Below are 15,773 nucleotides of genomic sequence, written 5' to 3' on the forward strand. Positions count from 1 at the left end.
CAGTTTTTTTTCATTTTTTTTTAGATGGAAGCAGGAAGATGGAGGTAGAATTTAATATTGGTCAAACAATAACTCTTTGTATGTAAAAATTATGATTCTCTTAAAACATTTTAAGGCTTAAAATTTTTAACTTTAATCCTCTCAAAAACAAAATATTATGGATACTTTATCACAATTTAAAAATGAGCTGGAAGCCGAATACCAAACCACCAGAAAATTCTTTGAAGCTTATCCTGATGAAAAAAATGACTTTTCCCCTCATGAAAAAAGTATGAAAATGCTTCCTCTCGCGACTCACATTGCTGAAATTTTTGAATGGCCGAACACCATGCTTACCACATCTGAGCTTGATTTTGCCAGTGGTGCCTATCAGCCTAAGCAACTTTCTACGAGAGAAGATCTTCTTCAAACGCTTGATCAGAATTTCAAATCAGGAAAAGAAGCCCTGGAAAATGCCAATGAGAATGATCTTACAGCAAGTTGGGCGCTGAAAAACAATGGAGAAGAGCTGGCAAAATGGTCTAAATACGAATCCATTCGCCATGCTTTAAACCAAATTACTCATCACAGAGCACAATTGGGTGTTTATTACAGGATCAATGATATTCCTTTACCGGGAAGCTACGGTCCTTCTGCCGATCATCAGGCTTTTTAAATCTATACTATATCTCAACAAAAAACCAATCCTTTCGGATTGGTTTTTATTTTATTTAAAATTGAATTTTACCGTAAACATGACTTGACTAGGACGGAGCTGCATTGTGGTTTGTTTAATTGTAGCATCTTCTACAGTTACCTTTTCAAATACTTTTCTATCAGCAATATTCATCCATTTCAGTTCAAAATCAACTTTTTTCTTAGTCCAACTGAATTGATAGGATACATCAAAAAATCCATTGTTAAATTTTGTATCGCCCAATTTTGAATTAATCTGATCCCAATAGAATCCAAGCGTATGACCTTCCAAAGGATAGAAGAATACATTTAAATTATGGGTATATCCTTCTATTTTTCCTAAGTTTCCTGTCAGATAGGCATTAGATTGCTTGCTCCATGTTTTAGTAGCATTAAAATCTATACTCATCCATGAGAAATAAGTATTGTTCAACTTAAAGCCTAATGTATTGGCATCAGTCTTATTATCAATCAAATCTGTATTCCTTATCAATTGTGATTTTGATAGACTATTATTGAAGCTAAATGATGCATTGGTTTTAAATTTTGGAAAATATTTTCCTATTTCTGCATAATAGCTATTGTTTGTTCTTTTATTTTCACGCTCTATATATTCAGTCATACTGATCCCTGATGCATTAACGACACTTGAAGCCAATAAGTTATTTTTAGCATCACTTAGCCTATACCCTACATTAAAGAAAAGATTATTAAGTGGGTTTCTATATTCCAACCTTACTCCTCCATTTTTTGTAGTAGTCTGAGGTATTGGATTTTCAGGACTCATTATACTGAACCCCCCAGGGCTTGTAAGAATATATCCTGCATAAGCAGTTTGTATATCTCCGAAATTATTACTGATTCCTCCGCTCATACTTGCTTTAAAGAATGATGCAAAAGAGTATTGAGCAAAAATATTAGGGGTAAAGGTCACTTTATTTAAAGACTTTGAAACATTTCTGAACTGGTCTTCTGCTTTTATATTATTAAAGTTAACCGGAAAGCTGGAAAATAAGCTCCATGATTCTGATTTATAGTTTATCCCTACTGAAGCAGATGGGTTAACTCTAGTGAACTTTAAATCATTTTCATAAGCCAAGGTACTGAAATCAGGTTTGTTATCCTCTGTAATTGCATCAAAATTAGTAGTTAACTTATCTGTAGAAAAATCAATTCCAACTTGTGGTGTAAACGTCCATCCTTTTGTGGTAAAACTGATATTTGCAGAGTGTGATGTATCTAAACTTTTAATTCTAAAACTCTGTAAAGCAATGCTTCCAGGTGCAAACTTCATATTTTTAATTTCATCATCATCTTTCTCTTTATAAGGAATTAGTAAATAATTGGCAGGAGAAATCTCCAATACCTGTTTATCATTCTGATAACTTATATAGGATTTAAAATTGACCATTTTCTCTTTCCATGGAATGATGGTACTTAAGGAGTTCTGAAATGATGAAGTTGGAGACTGCAATGCTTCATTTCCGTATCTATATCCAAATTTATCATTTCTCTCTGCAAAGGCTCTATCTGCATTCCAAAACTGGGAGAAAGTTGTTGTATTTTTAAAGAATCCCTTTTTAGCATTCTTTGTGAAAATTAATTCTCCTTTAAGTTTATCTGTATAAAAATTATTCAGAAACCTGGTATTATACTTTATTCCCTGCTGGATATCTGTAGTTATAGCATTTGACTCTCTTTCCACCGCATTATTAGTATAATTGGCATTGGCTTTAAGTTCCCATTCTTTTTTCTTATCAATATTGGTAAGGTAATTGGCAGAGAGGTAATGTACACTATTCAGCAAATATCTTTTCACAGGAAGATTGGGTGCATCTGCATTTTCTACACTCAGCCAGTTATTCTGGGAAATATTGGATCTCTTCCCTTCCCATCCACTTCCGAATGCCAGAATATTCCCTTCATTTTCCACCTGCTCACCCATATTATTGGTTTTATAGTTGACTACCCACTGGCTTTTCTGTCCGAAAAACATAGGAGTAAGCTTCACATTCCATAGCCATGGTTCACCAAAACCGGTCCCCACTTCACCACGGCCGGTCATAGTTACTGAGTTTTTAAGTTTAATATTGATCGCCGCCTGGTCTGAAGGTACTTTATCCTGAAGGATTTTTACCGGCTGGTGATTTTCAAGGACTTCCACTTTTTGTACAGCATCTTTGGGAAGCGAATTATTGATTGTCCCATAACCACCTTCCATAAGGTCTTTACCGTTGACATAGAATTTATTGATTGCATTTCCCTGATACAGAATGGTTCCGTCTGTATTGACTTCAATTCCGGGAATCTTTTTCATGACATCGGCCAGGGTCCTGTCATTTTTGCTGTTGAATGCTTTAAGATCATAGGAAATGGTATCTCCTCTCGCAGTGATCATTTTTGTTTTCAGTTGTACTTCCTTAATTTCTGTAGCTTCAGACTGCATTTTAAAATTCAGAGTCTGATCACTGTTGCTGATTTGCTTTGTGAGCGATTTCAGGTTGAAGGCTTTTACCTTAAGGTCCACATTGGATTCCGGAGAGGTGAAAGTAACCTTGTACTCCCCTTTGGAATTCGTTATTCCATAAGCTAAAATGGCATCTTTTCCCGGTTCTTCAATGGTTACACTTGCACTCGGTATACCTACCCCATCATCATCCGTAATTTTTCCGGAAATTGTTTTCTGAGCAAAGGTGAATACCGTTATAAAAAGCATCAGAAATAAGGAAATATTTTTTTTCATATTCACTATTTGAGTAATTAGTTAATCATTGTAGTTTTTCGTTACACTTTCTTTAAAGATATATTTTTAACTGAAAAGTTAAATCGTATCACTATAAAAATAGTTATTATTTATTTTTTCAGCAAAAGAAATAAGTCAATCTGTTAAATTATTCTTTCTATTCTCTATCTCACGGTAATGAAAGCTAAATATGATTATTAAATATTTAAAAATCACTAACACATGAATAATATTCAAATATAAAATTGTTAAAATAAACAACTTTATATTAAATATTTAAAAAATAACCTTGTTCATTAAATAAAAAATATTATCAACTACTATTTTTTTAAAATAAAATTTTAAAAAAAATTCCCAAGTTTTGAATTGAAATCATGTAACTCTCTGTTAATTCTTTAATTTATTCTCTTTTTACAAAAATAACCTCCTAATAAAAGGAGAATCTCATACCTAAAAATGGATTTCATCCTTCTAATTTCACTTTTTTTACCTGTAATTCTGTAACAGGCCATTTTTTGTTCATATTGACAATAAAATTAAACGCTGGATAAACTATTGCAAATGTTTTTATTTTTTATTTAGACTAAATAAGAAAATTTGAATTGAATCTTATATTAAAAAAAAATTAAACACGGGTTCATAAATATTTATTTAATAATTTTGTAACATAAAATTTACAAAATGGGAATTATTTTAAAGCCTATAGATGTTGTAGATGATATTTCTAAAGAGGAATTCTACGAAAAATATCTAAAGCCAAGAAGGCCCGTTGTCATCAAAAATATGGCAAAAAAGTGGCCTGCTTATCAAAAATGGACGATGGAATATATGAAGGAGGTTGTAGGAGATGTGGAGGTCCCGTTATATGACAGCTCAAAGGCAGATCCTTCTGCTCCCATCAATTCTTCTGCAGCCAACATGAAATTCGGAGATTATATAGATCTTATTCAGAGGGAGCCTACTGATCTTAGAATTTTCCTTTTTGATCCGATAAAATACGCTCCAAAACTGTTAGAAGATTATATCTCACCTAAAGAGCTCATGGGTGGATTTCTTGATAAATACCCTAATATGTTCTTCGGTGGGAAAGGCTCCGTTACCTTTTTGCATTTTGATATAGATATGGCGCACATCTTCCATACTCATTTTAACGGAAGAAAGCATATTCTTCTTTTTGATTATAAATGGAGAGAGAGGCTATATCAGATTCCTTATGCAACCTATGCTCTGGAGGATTATGATATTGAAAATCCTGATTTCACAAAGTTCCCGGCATTGGATGGTGTAGAAGGTATTGAATGTTTCCTTGAGCATGGTGATACCCTATTCATGCCTACAGGATGGTGGCACTGGATGAAATATCTTGATGGTTCTTTCTCTATCTCGTTAAGAGCATGGGATAAATCATGGGCAGTAAAAGCACATTCTTTATGGAACCTTACCGTACAACGAAAGTTTGATGACATTATGAAGTCTAACTTCAAGAACAAATACATGGACTGGAAGGAAAAGATGGCCATTAAGAGAGCAGAGATTGCTTTAAAAAGAGGCTTACCAAAATAAAACAAAAAAGACGTTTCAATGAAACGTCTTTTTTAATCTTATCTATTCATTTATAGTCATTTACATAACCCTAAACACCGGATACTGTTTGAAAGTTTTCTCTTCAAAATAAGGCGAATGTCTGTACACCCAATCCAGTTGAGCCTCTCCATCTTCTGCCAGTTTTTTATCTGATTTCTTTGCCATTTCAAATGCTTCCCTAAGCTTTTGATCTTTTTTAAGTAACTCAGCAGCAGTGTCTTCAAAAATATAGGCTGAATAATATTCTTTCTGAGCCAAGATCCCATCAAAGAAATTCCAGTTAAAAAAAGAATCCAATGCTTCAGGTTCAAGGGTTTCTATAATGTATTTAACTCCAGACTGATGGGTAGAAACAATATAATCACCTGCCGCAAATTTCTGATCTTTTTTGGAGGTCTCTACTGTGGTTTCATAATGCAGATAGTGTCCTTCGTAAGGGTTTTTTACTGTTTTAAAATCTTTGATCTTATAGGACTCCACGGCAATGGTACTGTCCTTCAGGATTGGCTTCATCTGGATGCCGTTTCTCTTAAATTCCTCAATGATCCTGTACTGCGATTGTGGAATAACATAGTATTTAGGAATCGTGATATATCCAGTAGGTACAGCTGTGGTAAAAAGTTTTATATTCTTAGTAAAGGGTTTGTTTCTATCATAATACAGCCTTGGTTTTCCTGAGATTTCGCTTGGTTTATACTTTCCTTCATACCCTTTAAAATCCATAGTTGTATATTGGGTAGAGTCGATTTTCCAACAAATTCCGTACTGTTTGCCTGCCTGGTATTGCTTAAGATTCTCTATACGAAGCTGTTTTATCTTCTGGTAGTCTTTATCAAGATTCTGTACATTGACCAACATATATTTGTAGGTAGCATCTACCCTTTTATCATAAGGCTTCAGCATGTGCGTTTCGGGAACGGTTCCTAAAGAATTGAACAAAGTAGTATACCCTGTAGAATATCTCGGTGAATCTTCGAATGATGCAAAGCCTACTTCCGGAACGTCGCCATGAATATTAACATAAGGTGTACTCTCATAGCCCAGCTTCTTCATATCATCAAGGTTTTTAGCCTGATAATCACTATAAAAATAGGTTCCTAATATATTTCCTAACCGTTCTTTAAAGGTTGAGATATAGGTAAAAGTATATTGGTAATCTGCTCCATTACTAACGTGGTTATCAATAAAAACATCGGGTTTCAGCCATTGATAGATTTCCTGAAAGCTTTTCGCATTTTTAGAATCTGCTTTAATGAAGTCTCTGTTAAGATCATAGTTCCTTACATTTCCTCTGAATCCATATTGCTCCGGACCATTCTGATTAGCTCTGGAATGTGATCCCCTGTTCAGCATCCCACTGACATTATAGGCTGAAATAGCAGCAATGATAAAGTTTTGTGGAGTTTTAATCTTTTTCGTGGCTAAATCTCTCATCAGCATCATGGTAGCATCAATTCCGTCCGGTTCACCCGGGTGAATTCCGTTGTTGACAAAGAGAATAGCTTTATCTTTTCTCAGTTTTTCGGGATCTTTTTCAGGAAAAGGATTGTATATAACAACATAGATAGGCTTTCCGTTATCATCTTCTCCTTTTTTAAGATACTGAATGGTATTAAAATTTTTGGCCAGATCCTGATAATAGGCATTCATTTCATCATAGGTAACAGTTTGATTACCGTTTCCTTTTTCAAAAGGGGTCTGGAATGATTTCTGAGCAAAAAGAAGAGAAGAACTTAAGGTAAGCAGGAGATATTTCAGTTTCATTATTGACATAATTTTCAGGATTTAAAATTAATCAATATGATCCTGTCAAAAAAGCAAAATATACATCAATATAGTATTTTTTCTGCTTCCTGTCCAATGATAAGGTGATTAGAGATTTCTTGATTTGATCTCTTTATTCACTAAGTTTAGATTGATAAGCAAAGGAGCCATCGTTACAGGCATTACAATGAATGGAGTAAATGCTGCAAAGGGAAAGCCTTTCGCCCCTTTTATGGCCAGAATTGTAATAAATGCTATAATGCCTAGTATAAAAACAATTCCAAAGCCAATAGAAACTCCTCTGAATGTATTTCTTTTTTTAAGCAGCTCTTCATCAGATAATTGTTCGTAGATATTTTTCTTCATAGCGGATCGTTTTTACAAATATAGAAGGTTTCAGGGATATAAAATACTAAAAGAAGAGAGGAAATCACTAAGTTTGAAAGTAGGCGCAATCCAACAAGATTAGTGCCTACGAACAAAAGGAAGAACACATCAATTTATGATCCTTTAAAAGTTTAATTCCCTATCTATCATCTATTTAACATATCACCATTCCTTCCTTTTTCATTAGGATATAATGAGGGAAGCGGATCACTTTGCCAGAATTCATTGGTATCAATATCCATGATGGATAATGCACCTGTAAATGCAGCTCCGGTATCCATATTCCAGATATTGGCTTTATTGGTTGGAGTTTTACTTCCAATATACAGCGTTGGAGTATGTCCGATAAATATTTCCTTGTAAAGAAGCAGCCTTTTGGGATATAACATGGAGTGCTTTTCCAGTTTCTTATCCATGGCTACAGCTGTTTCCCAAAGGGTTCTATCCCAGCGGTAATTGCTGGAATACACTTCTTTTTCAGGCCCGTGCATGGACGAGTATCCGGCATGAATAAACAGACGGTTCTGGTCATCAACGTGATAACTTTTCATACGCTGGAAAAACTCAAGATGTAACTCTTGATCTTCCTGAGAATAGTTCTCATAACTGTCTACCGTACTTTTCCCGCCATTGGAAAGCCATACACCAGGCCCTTCTCCACGGGCTAACCAATCTTCACACCATACGTCATGATTTCCTTTGATAAAAATACAGTTGTTCTTTTCGGAAAGTTCTATTAAAGTTTGAATAACCTGGAAAGATTCACTCCAACCGTCTACATAATCTCCAAGGAAGATCAGCTTGTCATTTGGGGCCACTTCAGCTCTTTCAAGTACCTGTTCTAATGCTCTAAATCCGCCGTGAATGTCTCCTATTACTAATGTTCTGTTCATTTCATGCTTTAGTTGGTGAAAAGATAAGCCATTATCTTTAAATAATAGCTCTTCCAGTTCAACACTGCTATTTTTATTATTTTGAAATGTATTTCGGATCTATAAACTCTGTGAGCCACACTCCGTTAGCAGATTGGAAGAAGAATAATCCATCCTCATGCATTTTTCCGGTTCTGATCGTCAGGATTATAGGTTTGCCGTGTCTCATTCCCACTTTCGTAGCGGTCTCTTTATCAGCGCTTAAGTGTACATGCTGGCGGGTTCTTTTTTCAATTCCTTTTTCTAAAATGGAGGAAATATTGGCTTCAGCCGTTCCGTGATATAAAAACTCAGGCGGCTGTATAGCTTCCAGGGCTAAATTGATGTCGATAGAATGTCCTTGGCTGGCTCTGATCTTTGTTTTATCATCATTAAAGGCAAATCTCTTTTTATTATTGGTTTCTACCACCTCATCTAATTCTTCAAAAGAAAAATGCACTCTTTTTTTTGCCGATTTTGCTCTCAGCTCTTCTACATCTGCCCAGCCGTTTTCATCCAGCTTTAATCCGATAGTCTCGGGTTGATGCCTCAAAATGAGGCTTAAAAATTTACTTATTCTTTTTGTTTCTATTTCGTTCATTGGTTTTTTGTTTTAATTAAGCATTATAAAATTCCGGGGAAAAAGTCACTGGAAATCCTGTTTTCCTGATGATTTCCTCTGCATATTGATCAAAATGATAAATCTCCGCTGATATTGAAAGCGTTACAAATGATTTTTCATAAAGATAAACCCATAAACAAGCTTCAGCAGGTCCCCTTCCTTTCAACATATTTTGAATTTCAATTCCACTGATCTTATTCAGAGGAATTAATAAAGTTCTTTTTTGATCTGTAAAACCCAGCAGACCATTTTGATTATCCATCCAGAGTAAAGACTGATCCTTTAAAATATTCAAGACTTCATCTGGTGTCTGAAATAAATAGTCCGGCGAATAGTGAACCCGGCAGTTTCCTAATTCTACTACTTTATTGATTTCAATTCTTCCTTTATATTGCTGCAAAGGGGTATTCAGAAAGATATCCTCAGGGTCATATTTGGAAAACATATTGGCGAGGGCTTTCAGGAAAGATTTCATTCGCTTACAGGGTATTTATGGTTTAAATTTTCACACAGTTTTTCAATATCATCTTTTCTTACCAGCTCTCCAACCCATTCCTGGGGTATATTTTCAAATCCATAATAGATTCCTGCCAACCCTCCGGTAATAGCTCCGGTTGTGTCTGTATCTTCACCCAGGTTTACGGCTTTCAATACGGCTTCAGAGTAGCTTTCTGAGTTTAAAAAACACCATAAAGAAGCTTCCAGGCTGTGTAACACATAACCACTTCCTCTTATTTCTTCTTCAGAATACCCTGAAATATCATTTTTTAAAATCCTATGAAAAAGTTCAATCTCACTTAAGCTAAACCATTGTTTTTCTGCATATTCCAGAACCACATTTTGTGTATAAGTATATGCTTCCGTTTTATTTTTTCCTTTTATTAACTGAATTGCAAAAATAACATAGATAAAACAGGCAAAAACAGATCGGAAATGTCCATGAGTAATGGTGGAAACTTCCTTTACCGTTTTGTAAATCTTTTCAAGATTTTCTTCATCTTTGAAATAAAAAGCTAGAGGAAGAGTTCTCATTAAGGATCCGTTTCCATTATCTTCTTCAAAAACATTTCCTGAAAATCTGGCACTCTCTCCTTTAATTAGTCTTGCAATGGCTTCCCTTGTAGTTCCTCCAATATCGAAAAGTCTTCCGTGGGCAGTCCAGTGGCCATATTTCACCCATTTTACAAAACTTTGTCCAATTTTTTCCAGATCATAGCCCTTTGTAAGGACCTCAGCGAGGCAGAGCGTCAGAGAGCTATCATCACTCCAGGTACCTTTGGGTTGATTATGTGATCCAAATTCCTGCATTTTAGTTACCGGAAAACGTTTTAAATAATCTCTATCTTTGAATTCTACAGGAACACCAAGTGCATCGCCGATGCATACTCCCATAATTCCAGCTTTTACTTTATTTTTCATCAGGCGAGATTTATAAGTTTATCAAACAACAGTTTCATTCCCTGTGTGGCTGTTTCTTTCATCACTACCGCTCTTTGCCCGTAGCCAAAGCCTGTTTCATTAGGATTGATAACCATTAAAAGACAATCATCTTTGATATCGTGGATCAGACCCGCAGCCGGATATACCTGCAAAGAAGTTCCGATGACCAGCAAAATATCTGAATCTTTTACTATTTCTCTGGCATCCTGATATAAAGGGACATCTTCTCCGAACCAAACGATAAATGGTCTCAACTGAGCTCCATCTTCTGCTTTATCTCCTAACTTAATATCGTCTTTCTGCTCATAGATCAGTCTTTTATTATTGCATGAGCATGATTTGAACAATTCTCCATGGATGTGAAGGATCTTGGTTGAACCGGCTCTTTCATGCAGGTCATCAATATTTTGGGTAATAATCTGAACATCAAAGTATTTTTCCAGCTCAGCTACTAGTTTGTGGGCTTCATTAGGGTGTACTTCATGAAGCTGACGCCTTCTCTGATTGTAAAATTCCAATACCAGGGACCTATCTTTTCTCCATCCTTCCGGACTGGCTACATCGGTTACATTATGATTTTCCCAAAGGCCGTCTCCATCTCTGAAGGTTTGTATTCCGCTTTCAGCACTGATTCCCGCACCGCTTAATATGGTTAGTTTTTTCATTGGTTTTAAATTTTTGTTTTGTACACTGTGGTTTTTAGCTACGAATACACGAATATCATTGATTCTAAAGAGGAGAATTTAAAAGCTTTTTATAAATCTCTTCATTTTCTTCATCAAAACATACAAAAATAACTTTCTCTATACTATCTGAGCGAAACTTTCTTACTTCATTAATAGCTATTTCTCCTGCCAGATCTTTTGGAAATTTATAAATTCCTGTGCTGATATTGGGAAAAGCTATGGTTTTCACTCCAAAACTTTCCGCCAACAGTAAAGAGTTCTTATAACATTCTGATAAAAGCTTTGAACTCTCTTCTTTATCATTATTCCAGACTGGTCCTACAGTATGAATGATATATTTTGCAGGAAGATTTCCAGCTGTTGTCACTACTGCTTCTCCTGTATTGCATTTACCTTGTCTATTTCTAATCGCTCTGCATTCTTCCAATATTTTTGGTCCACCTACTCGATGAATAGCTCCATCTACACCTCCTCCTCCCAATAAGGAAGAGTTGGCTGCATTGACAACAGCCTCTGCATGAATCTTTGTGATGTCTCCTTTTATAACTTCAATTTTCATTGTATTTCTTCAAATGGTTTCAGCATCTCCTCTTTTTTTGTAAGCACTGCAAAAACCACTCTTTTAAATTTGTTCTTATATTTTCCGTGAAGATATCTTTTGAACAGCCCGGCGATTTCTTTCGGATCATTTTTGAATACGCCACAACCCCAGGCCCCTAAAATAAGGGTTTCATTTCCCTGGTGTAAGGCCAGTGCAAGCATCTTATCTGTCCTAATATCCATTGCTCCCAATATCTCATTTTCTCTTTGGGGTTCCTGTCGCTTTACAACCCCTGCATTCACTGCTGGAGAAGTAATGAAATTACATAGTACCGGTTTCGATAGCAATTCTCCCTTATCCTTTCTGAAAACAGGAACTTTAGGGCTGTAAATCATCGTATCCGTGTAAAAGCAAGAGGTCATACTGCGATGTAATGTATAATAATCTTCTGCCATTAACAGGGTTTCATACAATCCCGAAGTTCTTGCTAAGCTTTCTTCCTGCGCTTCGGCTCCATTGATAAATCCGCCACCCGGATTTTTTGCTGAGGCAAAATTCAGGCACATTACTTTTTCCGGATCTTCTTTTTGTGTTAAGTCTAAAATAGCCTTTAGTGAACTACAACGCCAGGTTTCAAATTGAGTTTCAAAATGAGTTTCCGGCATTGGAGCAGCTGTGAGCTCAGAAAGTTGTTCCGGGGTGAAAAGAACGGTTTCCTTTTTACTGATTTCCAGCTCTTTTCCCATATCTATTCTTTCGTTTTCTGTATTTATATAATATTTCCTGGCCAGGATATCCAATGTATCTTTTGCCATTCCTTTATTTGTCATGATTCTTTTTTTTTAGCCAAGAATGCACTAATTTTTTTTAGGTTTATGGGTCGTTTTAAACCTCATAATGATTGCATTATCTTTTTTATTCGTGCATTCGTGGCATTATTCATTTAATTCTTTTTTGGCCACGAATGCATGAATGTTTTTACAATCCTATGGATTCGTGGTGGTTGTTTTTAAAGTCTTTACCAGACCTTCTATTTCGTTATTTGCAGATCCTTTAAAATCCTTTCCTACAAATACTTTGATGACTTCTATATTTCCAACAATAGCCTGATTGAATGTGCCCAGCTTTTCTGACGGAACCCACAATTCATTATGATTTCTGGCTCCTACATTCTGTGCCGGATACTGATTGGCAACATCTTCCAACACTTCAAAACGGGTAACAAAACCAAGATAGTTTCCAAACTCATCTCTGGTATTCCATTTCTCAGCAATTTCCGAAGCATAATCTTCATCCAGAACCGGGTAAAAAATGGGCTGCCATTCCAATCTTGGAGGAAATTTTTTATATCCGTTCTCAATAATAAGAACCATTTCCTTTTCTCCTACCGGTCTGTACAATCTTGTTGTTTTCATTTTGTTAATCTTATAGTTCTGATCCTATCCTCCGGGCAATTTCATTGGATAAAGGATATATTTTTTCTGTTGGTAATAGTTTTTTTGCCTTATTATATTCTCCCTGTTGGGTAAGATTCAAGATCTTTTTTACTAAAGGTGAATAATCTTCTATTTTTACGATCCAGTCTTCATTAAATTCTTCTATCAGATGACGGCTGATTCCCACCTGAATGGAGCGGTATTCAAGTTTATTTCCTTTGATACTTCTTTCCGGGTCCCATTGTACATACACTTTGGCATTTTCAAATGCTTCTTCCCAGGTTTTGGGATTGGGATAAACTCTTTTTTCAGGAGAGGTTAAGATGGCCAGTTCCAGTGCTTTTTCCCATGCTTCCCTTTTAATATGGAGGGCAAGAGTACATTCCTGGTTGGATTTTTGTCCGTAATTGCTCCGTTCCATCATCCAAAGAAAAGAAGGCTTAATCCATGTCATTCTGCTGAATGAAAAAGGAGCACTGAACTTCTGATTTTCAACGGCAGTTTTTGCAATAGCTTTATTATAAGCCTGATAGACCACTATCGTATCACGGGTATAATCTGCTCTTATTTCAAATTCTTTCATTACTTATTAATCAAAATCATGTATACTTCACACTTTTACCTAAATATAAAATTAAAACCTTTATCTTCAGTATTAAATCAGTCTTTTAAAATCTTTTGAATAAGGAGAATAAGATCCGAAAATGCTGTCAAATTTCATTTCTAGTTTCTCAAATTTAAACTCCTCGTCAATCTGATCCAGGCAAGTAACCACAAAGTTCTTTTTTGTTGCATTAACATAGGCTCCATCCAATTTTAAAGCATAATTCAACAGGCTATAATCCAGTTCACCGAACCTCAGCTCTTTCTGATATTCATTAAAGGTACAGGTTTCCTCTTCATTGTTTCTTAGAGCAAGCTCTTTTTCATTGCTCATCCAGCCATTTCCATGGCGTGTTGTGTAGCTTCTGGTCACATAATACATTTCAACATCCTCAATATCAAGTTTCTTACAGATCTCATAAGCATTCTTTGAGGTCGTATGAGCATAGGTTACATTCGGAAAAACACCATGATCCATATCTAATAAAATGCCCTGGCTTCCCTCAAAAATGAGATTTTTAAACATGTTCAGGGAGCTATAATCATCTATCTTCCAATCTATTTCCTCTACTGCATCTAAAAAAGGAGTGATCTGTTCATTGATCTGCTCTTCTTCCATAAAACCATAGTAATAAGCAATTCCTTTCAGCTTTTCTATCAACATTTCTTTTGGAGCAATAAGATCAATAGCAAATAGTTTATAAGGACTTTCATTTCTTTTCATGGTAGCTCCTACTCCTTTTCCACAGGTTCCATGTTCCAGATTTTTTGAATTGGTCCTGTTTTGCCAGACATCAAAAGGCGTAGTTACCTTGGCCAAAGGATGAATGTGAACCTCTGTATTTCCATTTTTTATTTTTAATTCCTCCTTTTCATTAAATAAAAATAAGGGATGAATTGTACAATGTTCGGTAAAATAAGAAGGCAATCCACGAAGCGCTCCACTTCCAAAACTGGAATGAACATGTTTCCTGTCATCCATCATTACCGTATGAGCAGCCTGCTGTCCTCCTGAGAATCTGATAACCACAGACTCAGGATTTTGCTGAGCAAGAAAATCTGTAGTAATTCCTTTTCCTTCATCTCCGAAACCTAATCCTATAACGATTTGCGCCTTTTTCATGTCTAGCATTTTTAAAGTGAGTGCCATTCAGGCAAATTTGTGATTTAAAGCATCTGGAAGTTGTCTAATCCTTCTCTGTTTGGTGTTCCAAAGGTTTTGTCTTTAAATGTATTACAGATAATCTTTGTGATCACCTGTGGAATGTCTCTATGGTCATGTATTGATATACAGTGTTGTCCTAATAATTCTTTCCAGTCTCTATCTGCTCTTATAGCCTGATCAGAATGCAGAACATTGATGTGATATACCTCATATCGTTTTTTAGCTTCTTCCAACAGCTCATAATGAGTGTAGGTTTGTTGTCCTGAGCCCATAATCTCTCTGATAGCTGATGCCGGAAGTACTTTTAAATAAGGTTCGTCACCTACGGTAAACAAAATCCCTTTCTGGTTTCTTTTTTCAAAAGCATCTGTTCTGGTATGGAAAGCGGCAAAATACCACGCTAAAAGATAACTTTCACCTCCATTTCCACCACCACCGGATTCAATATAAGTTCGAGTAAGCCACATATCCAGTTCTTCATCTCCTGATTCAAACTGACCTACCTGCAATGGATAGCTGTCACATTCATGATCTCCTATTCCCAGGAAAAGCAATGCCGGATCCGGCACTCCACCCTGGATAATACCACCCATCAGCTTAGGTAAGCCTTCTTTGATGAGTTGATGCGGAATATGTCCCATACTTCCGGTGACATCCAATCCCAGAATGATAGGAACTGAATTGGGATGCACTTCAGAATCCCTGGATTCCCTGAAAGAAATTCCCTGTGGAACCATTGAAGGATGCGCCTGTCTTTTGGCATTCTGTGTGAAAATTTCACCTGCGGATTTTGTTCCGTAACCTGCTTTGCTTGCTCTGTCATAACGAGCGTCTATATCGTATCTTGTACTTCCCATGATTAAAATGTTTTTCCGAATAAATATTCAAATCTTTTTTGACTCACTTCTAACTGAATATTCAGATTTCTGATGGTTAATGATAATTCCATGTCTTTCTGAACGAATGCTTCGGGATTAAAATCCACAAAAGTCAAACTATTTCTATCCAAAGGACTGATATCAATAAGTCCTTCCTGCTCACGCTCGAGTCTTTTTATTTTCAACTCGATGTCTTCTACCTTGCGCCTGTAAATCAATTCCGAATCTTCTCCGATCGTTCGCGCGCGGTCTTCTCTGATCTGATCATTATTTCTTTGTAATGACTCGATAAATCTTGGTTTTAATTCATCTTCCATATTGATCATTTTTTCTGTGTT

17 protein-coding genes are annotated in these 15,773 nt (G+C 35.9%); 2 read left to right on the top strand and 15 right to left on the bottom strand.

What is annotated here, in order from left to right; all coding sequences use genetic code 11:
- Nucleotides 1-157: 157 nt before the first annotated feature.
- Nucleotides 158-655: a DinB family protein gene (locus tag EL260_RS00600; RefSeq protein ID WP_123858368.1), complete on the top strand. Its 498-nt coding sequence runs from the start codon at nt 158-160 to the stop codon at nt 653-655.
- Between the two features lie 51 nt (nt 656-706).
- Here the strand turns inward: EL260_RS00600 and EL260_RS00605 are convergent, their stop codons facing one another.
- Complete coding sequence (locus tag EL260_RS00605) at nt 707-3,418, bottom strand: carboxypeptidase regulatory-like domain-containing protein (RefSeq protein ID WP_123858369.1); 2,712 nt, start codon at nt 3,416-3,418, stop codon at nt 707-709.
- 681 nt (nt 3,419-4,099) lie between these two features.
- Between EL260_RS00605 and EL260_RS00610 the strand changes: the two genes are divergently transcribed.
- Entirely contained in the window at nt 4,100-4,981 is an 882-nt protein-coding gene (locus tag EL260_RS00610) for a cupin-like domain-containing protein (protein ID WP_123858370.1), read from the top strand.
- Nucleotides 4,982-5,041: 60 nt separating this feature from the next.
- On the opposite strand, the gene EL260_RS00615 is transcribed toward EL260_RS00610, so the two are convergent.
- The 14 genes from EL260_RS00615 to EL260_RS00680 all read right to left on the bottom strand — a co-directional run bounded on the left by EL260_RS00615 (nt 5,042) and on the right by EL260_RS00680 (nt 15,752).
- Complete coding sequence (locus tag EL260_RS00615) at nt 5,042-6,766, bottom strand: M14 family metallopeptidase (protein ID WP_123860624.1); 1,725 nt, start codon at nt 6,764-6,766, stop codon at nt 5,042-5,044.
- 108 nt (nt 6,767-6,874) lie between these two features.
- Nucleotides 6,875-7,132, bottom strand: a complete 258-nt coding sequence (locus EL260_RS00620; RefSeq protein WP_123858371.1) for a hypothetical protein — start codon at nt 7,130-7,132, stop codon at nt 6,875-6,877.
- A gap of 167 nt (nt 7,133-7,299) precedes the next feature.
- Nucleotides 7,300-8,046 carry a metallophosphoesterase family protein gene (locus EL260_RS00625; RefSeq protein WP_123858372.1) on the bottom strand — a complete coding sequence of 249 codons (747 nt, stop codon included), beginning with the start codon at nt 8,044-8,046 and terminating at the stop codon, nt 7,300-7,302.
- Nucleotides 8,047-8,122: 76 nt separating this feature from the next.
- On the bottom strand, nt 8,123-8,665 hold the full coding sequence (locus tag EL260_RS00630; protein ID WP_123858373.1) for an RNA 2'-phosphotransferase: 543 nt from the start codon (nt 8,663-8,665) through the stop codon (nt 8,123-8,125).
- A gap of 16 nt (nt 8,666-8,681) precedes the next feature.
- Entirely contained in the window at nt 8,682-9,161 is a 480-nt protein-coding gene (locus tag EL260_RS00635) for a hypothetical protein (RefSeq protein WP_123858374.1), read from the bottom strand.
- Nucleotides 9,158-10,105: an ADP-ribosylglycohydrolase family protein gene (locus tag EL260_RS00640; protein ID WP_123858375.1), complete on the bottom strand. Its 948-nt coding sequence runs from the start codon at nt 10,103-10,105 to the stop codon at nt 9,158-9,160. Before EL260_RS00640 ends, EL260_RS00635 begins: the two co-directional genes overlap by 4 nt.
- Nucleotides 10,105-10,791, bottom strand: a complete 687-nt coding sequence (locus tag EL260_RS00645; protein WP_123858376.1) for a Sir2 family NAD-dependent protein deacetylase — start codon at nt 10,789-10,791, stop codon at nt 10,105-10,107. Before EL260_RS00645 ends, EL260_RS00640 begins: the two co-directional genes overlap by 1 nt.
- A 64-nt stretch (nt 10,792-10,855) precedes the next feature.
- Nucleotides 10,856-11,371, bottom strand: coding sequence for an O-acetyl-ADP-ribose deacetylase (locus tag EL260_RS00650; protein ID WP_123858377.1), 516 nt, complete (start codon nt 11,369-11,371; stop codon nt 10,856-10,858).
- Nucleotides 11,368-12,183: a TIGR02452 family protein gene (locus EL260_RS00655; RefSeq protein ID WP_123858378.1), complete on the bottom strand. Its 816-nt coding sequence runs from the start codon at nt 12,181-12,183 to the stop codon at nt 11,368-11,370. The genes EL260_RS00650 and EL260_RS00655 overlap by 4 nt, the downstream gene beginning before the upstream one ends.
- Before the next feature lie 156 nt (nt 12,184-12,339).
- On the bottom strand, nt 12,340-12,768 hold the full coding sequence (locus EL260_RS00660; protein ID WP_123858379.1) for an ADP-ribosylation/crystallin J1: 429 nt from the start codon (nt 12,766-12,768) through the stop codon (nt 12,340-12,342).
- Nucleotides 12,769-12,778: 10 nt separating this feature from the next.
- Complete coding sequence (locus EL260_RS00665; protein ID WP_123858380.1) at nt 12,779-13,372, bottom strand: DUF4291 domain-containing protein; 594 nt, start codon at nt 13,370-13,372, stop codon at nt 12,779-12,781.
- Between the two features lie 72 nt (nt 13,373-13,444).
- The gene (locus EL260_RS00670; protein WP_123858381.1) at nt 13,445-14,515 is read right to left on the bottom strand and encodes an adenylosuccinate synthetase; all 1,071 of its coding nucleotides are present in this window, start codon (nt 14,513-14,515) and stop codon (nt 13,445-13,447) included.
- A 44-nt stretch (nt 14,516-14,559) separates the two neighbouring features.
- Complete coding sequence (locus EL260_RS00675) at nt 14,560-15,414, bottom strand: hypothetical protein (protein WP_123858382.1); 855 nt, start codon at nt 15,412-15,414, stop codon at nt 14,560-14,562.
- 2 nt (nt 15,415-15,416) lie between these two features.
- Nucleotides 15,417-15,752, bottom strand: coding sequence for a hypothetical protein (locus EL260_RS00680; protein WP_123858383.1), 336 nt, complete (start codon nt 15,750-15,752; stop codon nt 15,417-15,419).
- Nucleotides 15,753-15,773 lie beyond the last annotated feature (21 nt).

Source organism: Chryseobacterium nakagawai (assembly GCF_900637665.1).
In the GTDB taxonomy this organism is placed as follows: Bacteria; Bacteroidota; Bacteroidia; order Flavobacteriales; family Weeksellaceae; genus Chryseobacterium; species Chryseobacterium nakagawai.

Coding starts and splice junctions, on each gene's coding strand:
- EL260_RS00600 (WP_123858368.1), top strand. CDS start 158: ATGGATACTTTATCACAATTTAAAAATGAGCTGGAAGCCGAATACCAA.
- EL260_RS00605 (WP_123858369.1), bottom strand. CDS start 3,418: ATGAAAAAAAATATTTCCTTATTTCTGATGCTTTTTATAACGGTATTC.
- EL260_RS00610 (WP_123858370.1), top strand. CDS start 4,100: ATGGGAATTATTTTAAAGCCTATAGATGTTGTAGATGATATTTCTAAA.
- EL260_RS00615 (WP_123860624.1), bottom strand. CDS start 6,766: ATGAAACTGAAATATCTCCTGCTTACCTTAAGTTCTTCTCTTCTTTTT.
- EL260_RS00620 (WP_123858371.1), bottom strand. CDS start 7,132: ATGAAGAAAAATATCTACGAACAATTATCTGATGAAGAGCTGCTTAAA.
- EL260_RS00625 (WP_123858372.1), bottom strand. CDS start 8,046: ATGAACAGAACATTAGTAATAGGAGACATTCACGGCGGATTTAGAGCA.
- EL260_RS00630 (WP_123858373.1), bottom strand. CDS start 8,665: ATGAACGAAATAGAAACAAAAAGAATAAGTAAATTTTTAAGCCTCATT.
- EL260_RS00635 (WP_123858374.1), bottom strand. CDS start 9,161: ATGAAATCTTTCCTGAAAGCCCTCGCCAATATGTTTTCCAAATATGAC.
- EL260_RS00640 (WP_123858375.1), bottom strand. CDS start 10,105: ATGAAAAATAAAGTAAAAGCTGGAATTATGGGAGTATGCATCGGCGAT.
- EL260_RS00645 (WP_123858376.1), bottom strand. CDS start 10,791: ATGAAAAAACTAACCATATTAAGCGGTGCGGGAATCAGTGCTGAAAGC.
- EL260_RS00650 (WP_123858377.1), bottom strand. CDS start 11,371: ATGAAAATTGAAGTTATAAAAGGAGACATCACAAAGATTCATGCAGAG.
- EL260_RS00655 (WP_123858378.1), bottom strand. CDS start 12,183: ATGACAAATAAAGGAATGGCAAAAGATACATTGGATATCCTGGCCAGG.
- EL260_RS00660 (WP_123858379.1), bottom strand. CDS start 12,768: ATGAAAACAACAAGATTGTACAGACCGGTAGGAGAAAAGGAAATGGTT.
- EL260_RS00665 (WP_123858380.1), bottom strand. CDS start 13,372: ATGAAAGAATTTGAAATAAGAGCAGATTATACCCGTGATACGATAGTG.
- EL260_RS00670 (WP_123858381.1), bottom strand. CDS start 14,515: ATGAAAAAGGCGCAAATCGTTATAGGATTAGGTTTCGGAGATGAAGGA.
- EL260_RS00675 (WP_123858382.1), bottom strand. CDS start 15,414: ATGGGAAGTACAAGATACGATATAGACGCTCGTTATGACAGAGCAAGC.
- EL260_RS00680 (WP_123858383.1), bottom strand. CDS start 15,752: ATGGAAGATGAATTAAAACCAAGATTTATCGAGTCATTACAAAGAAAT.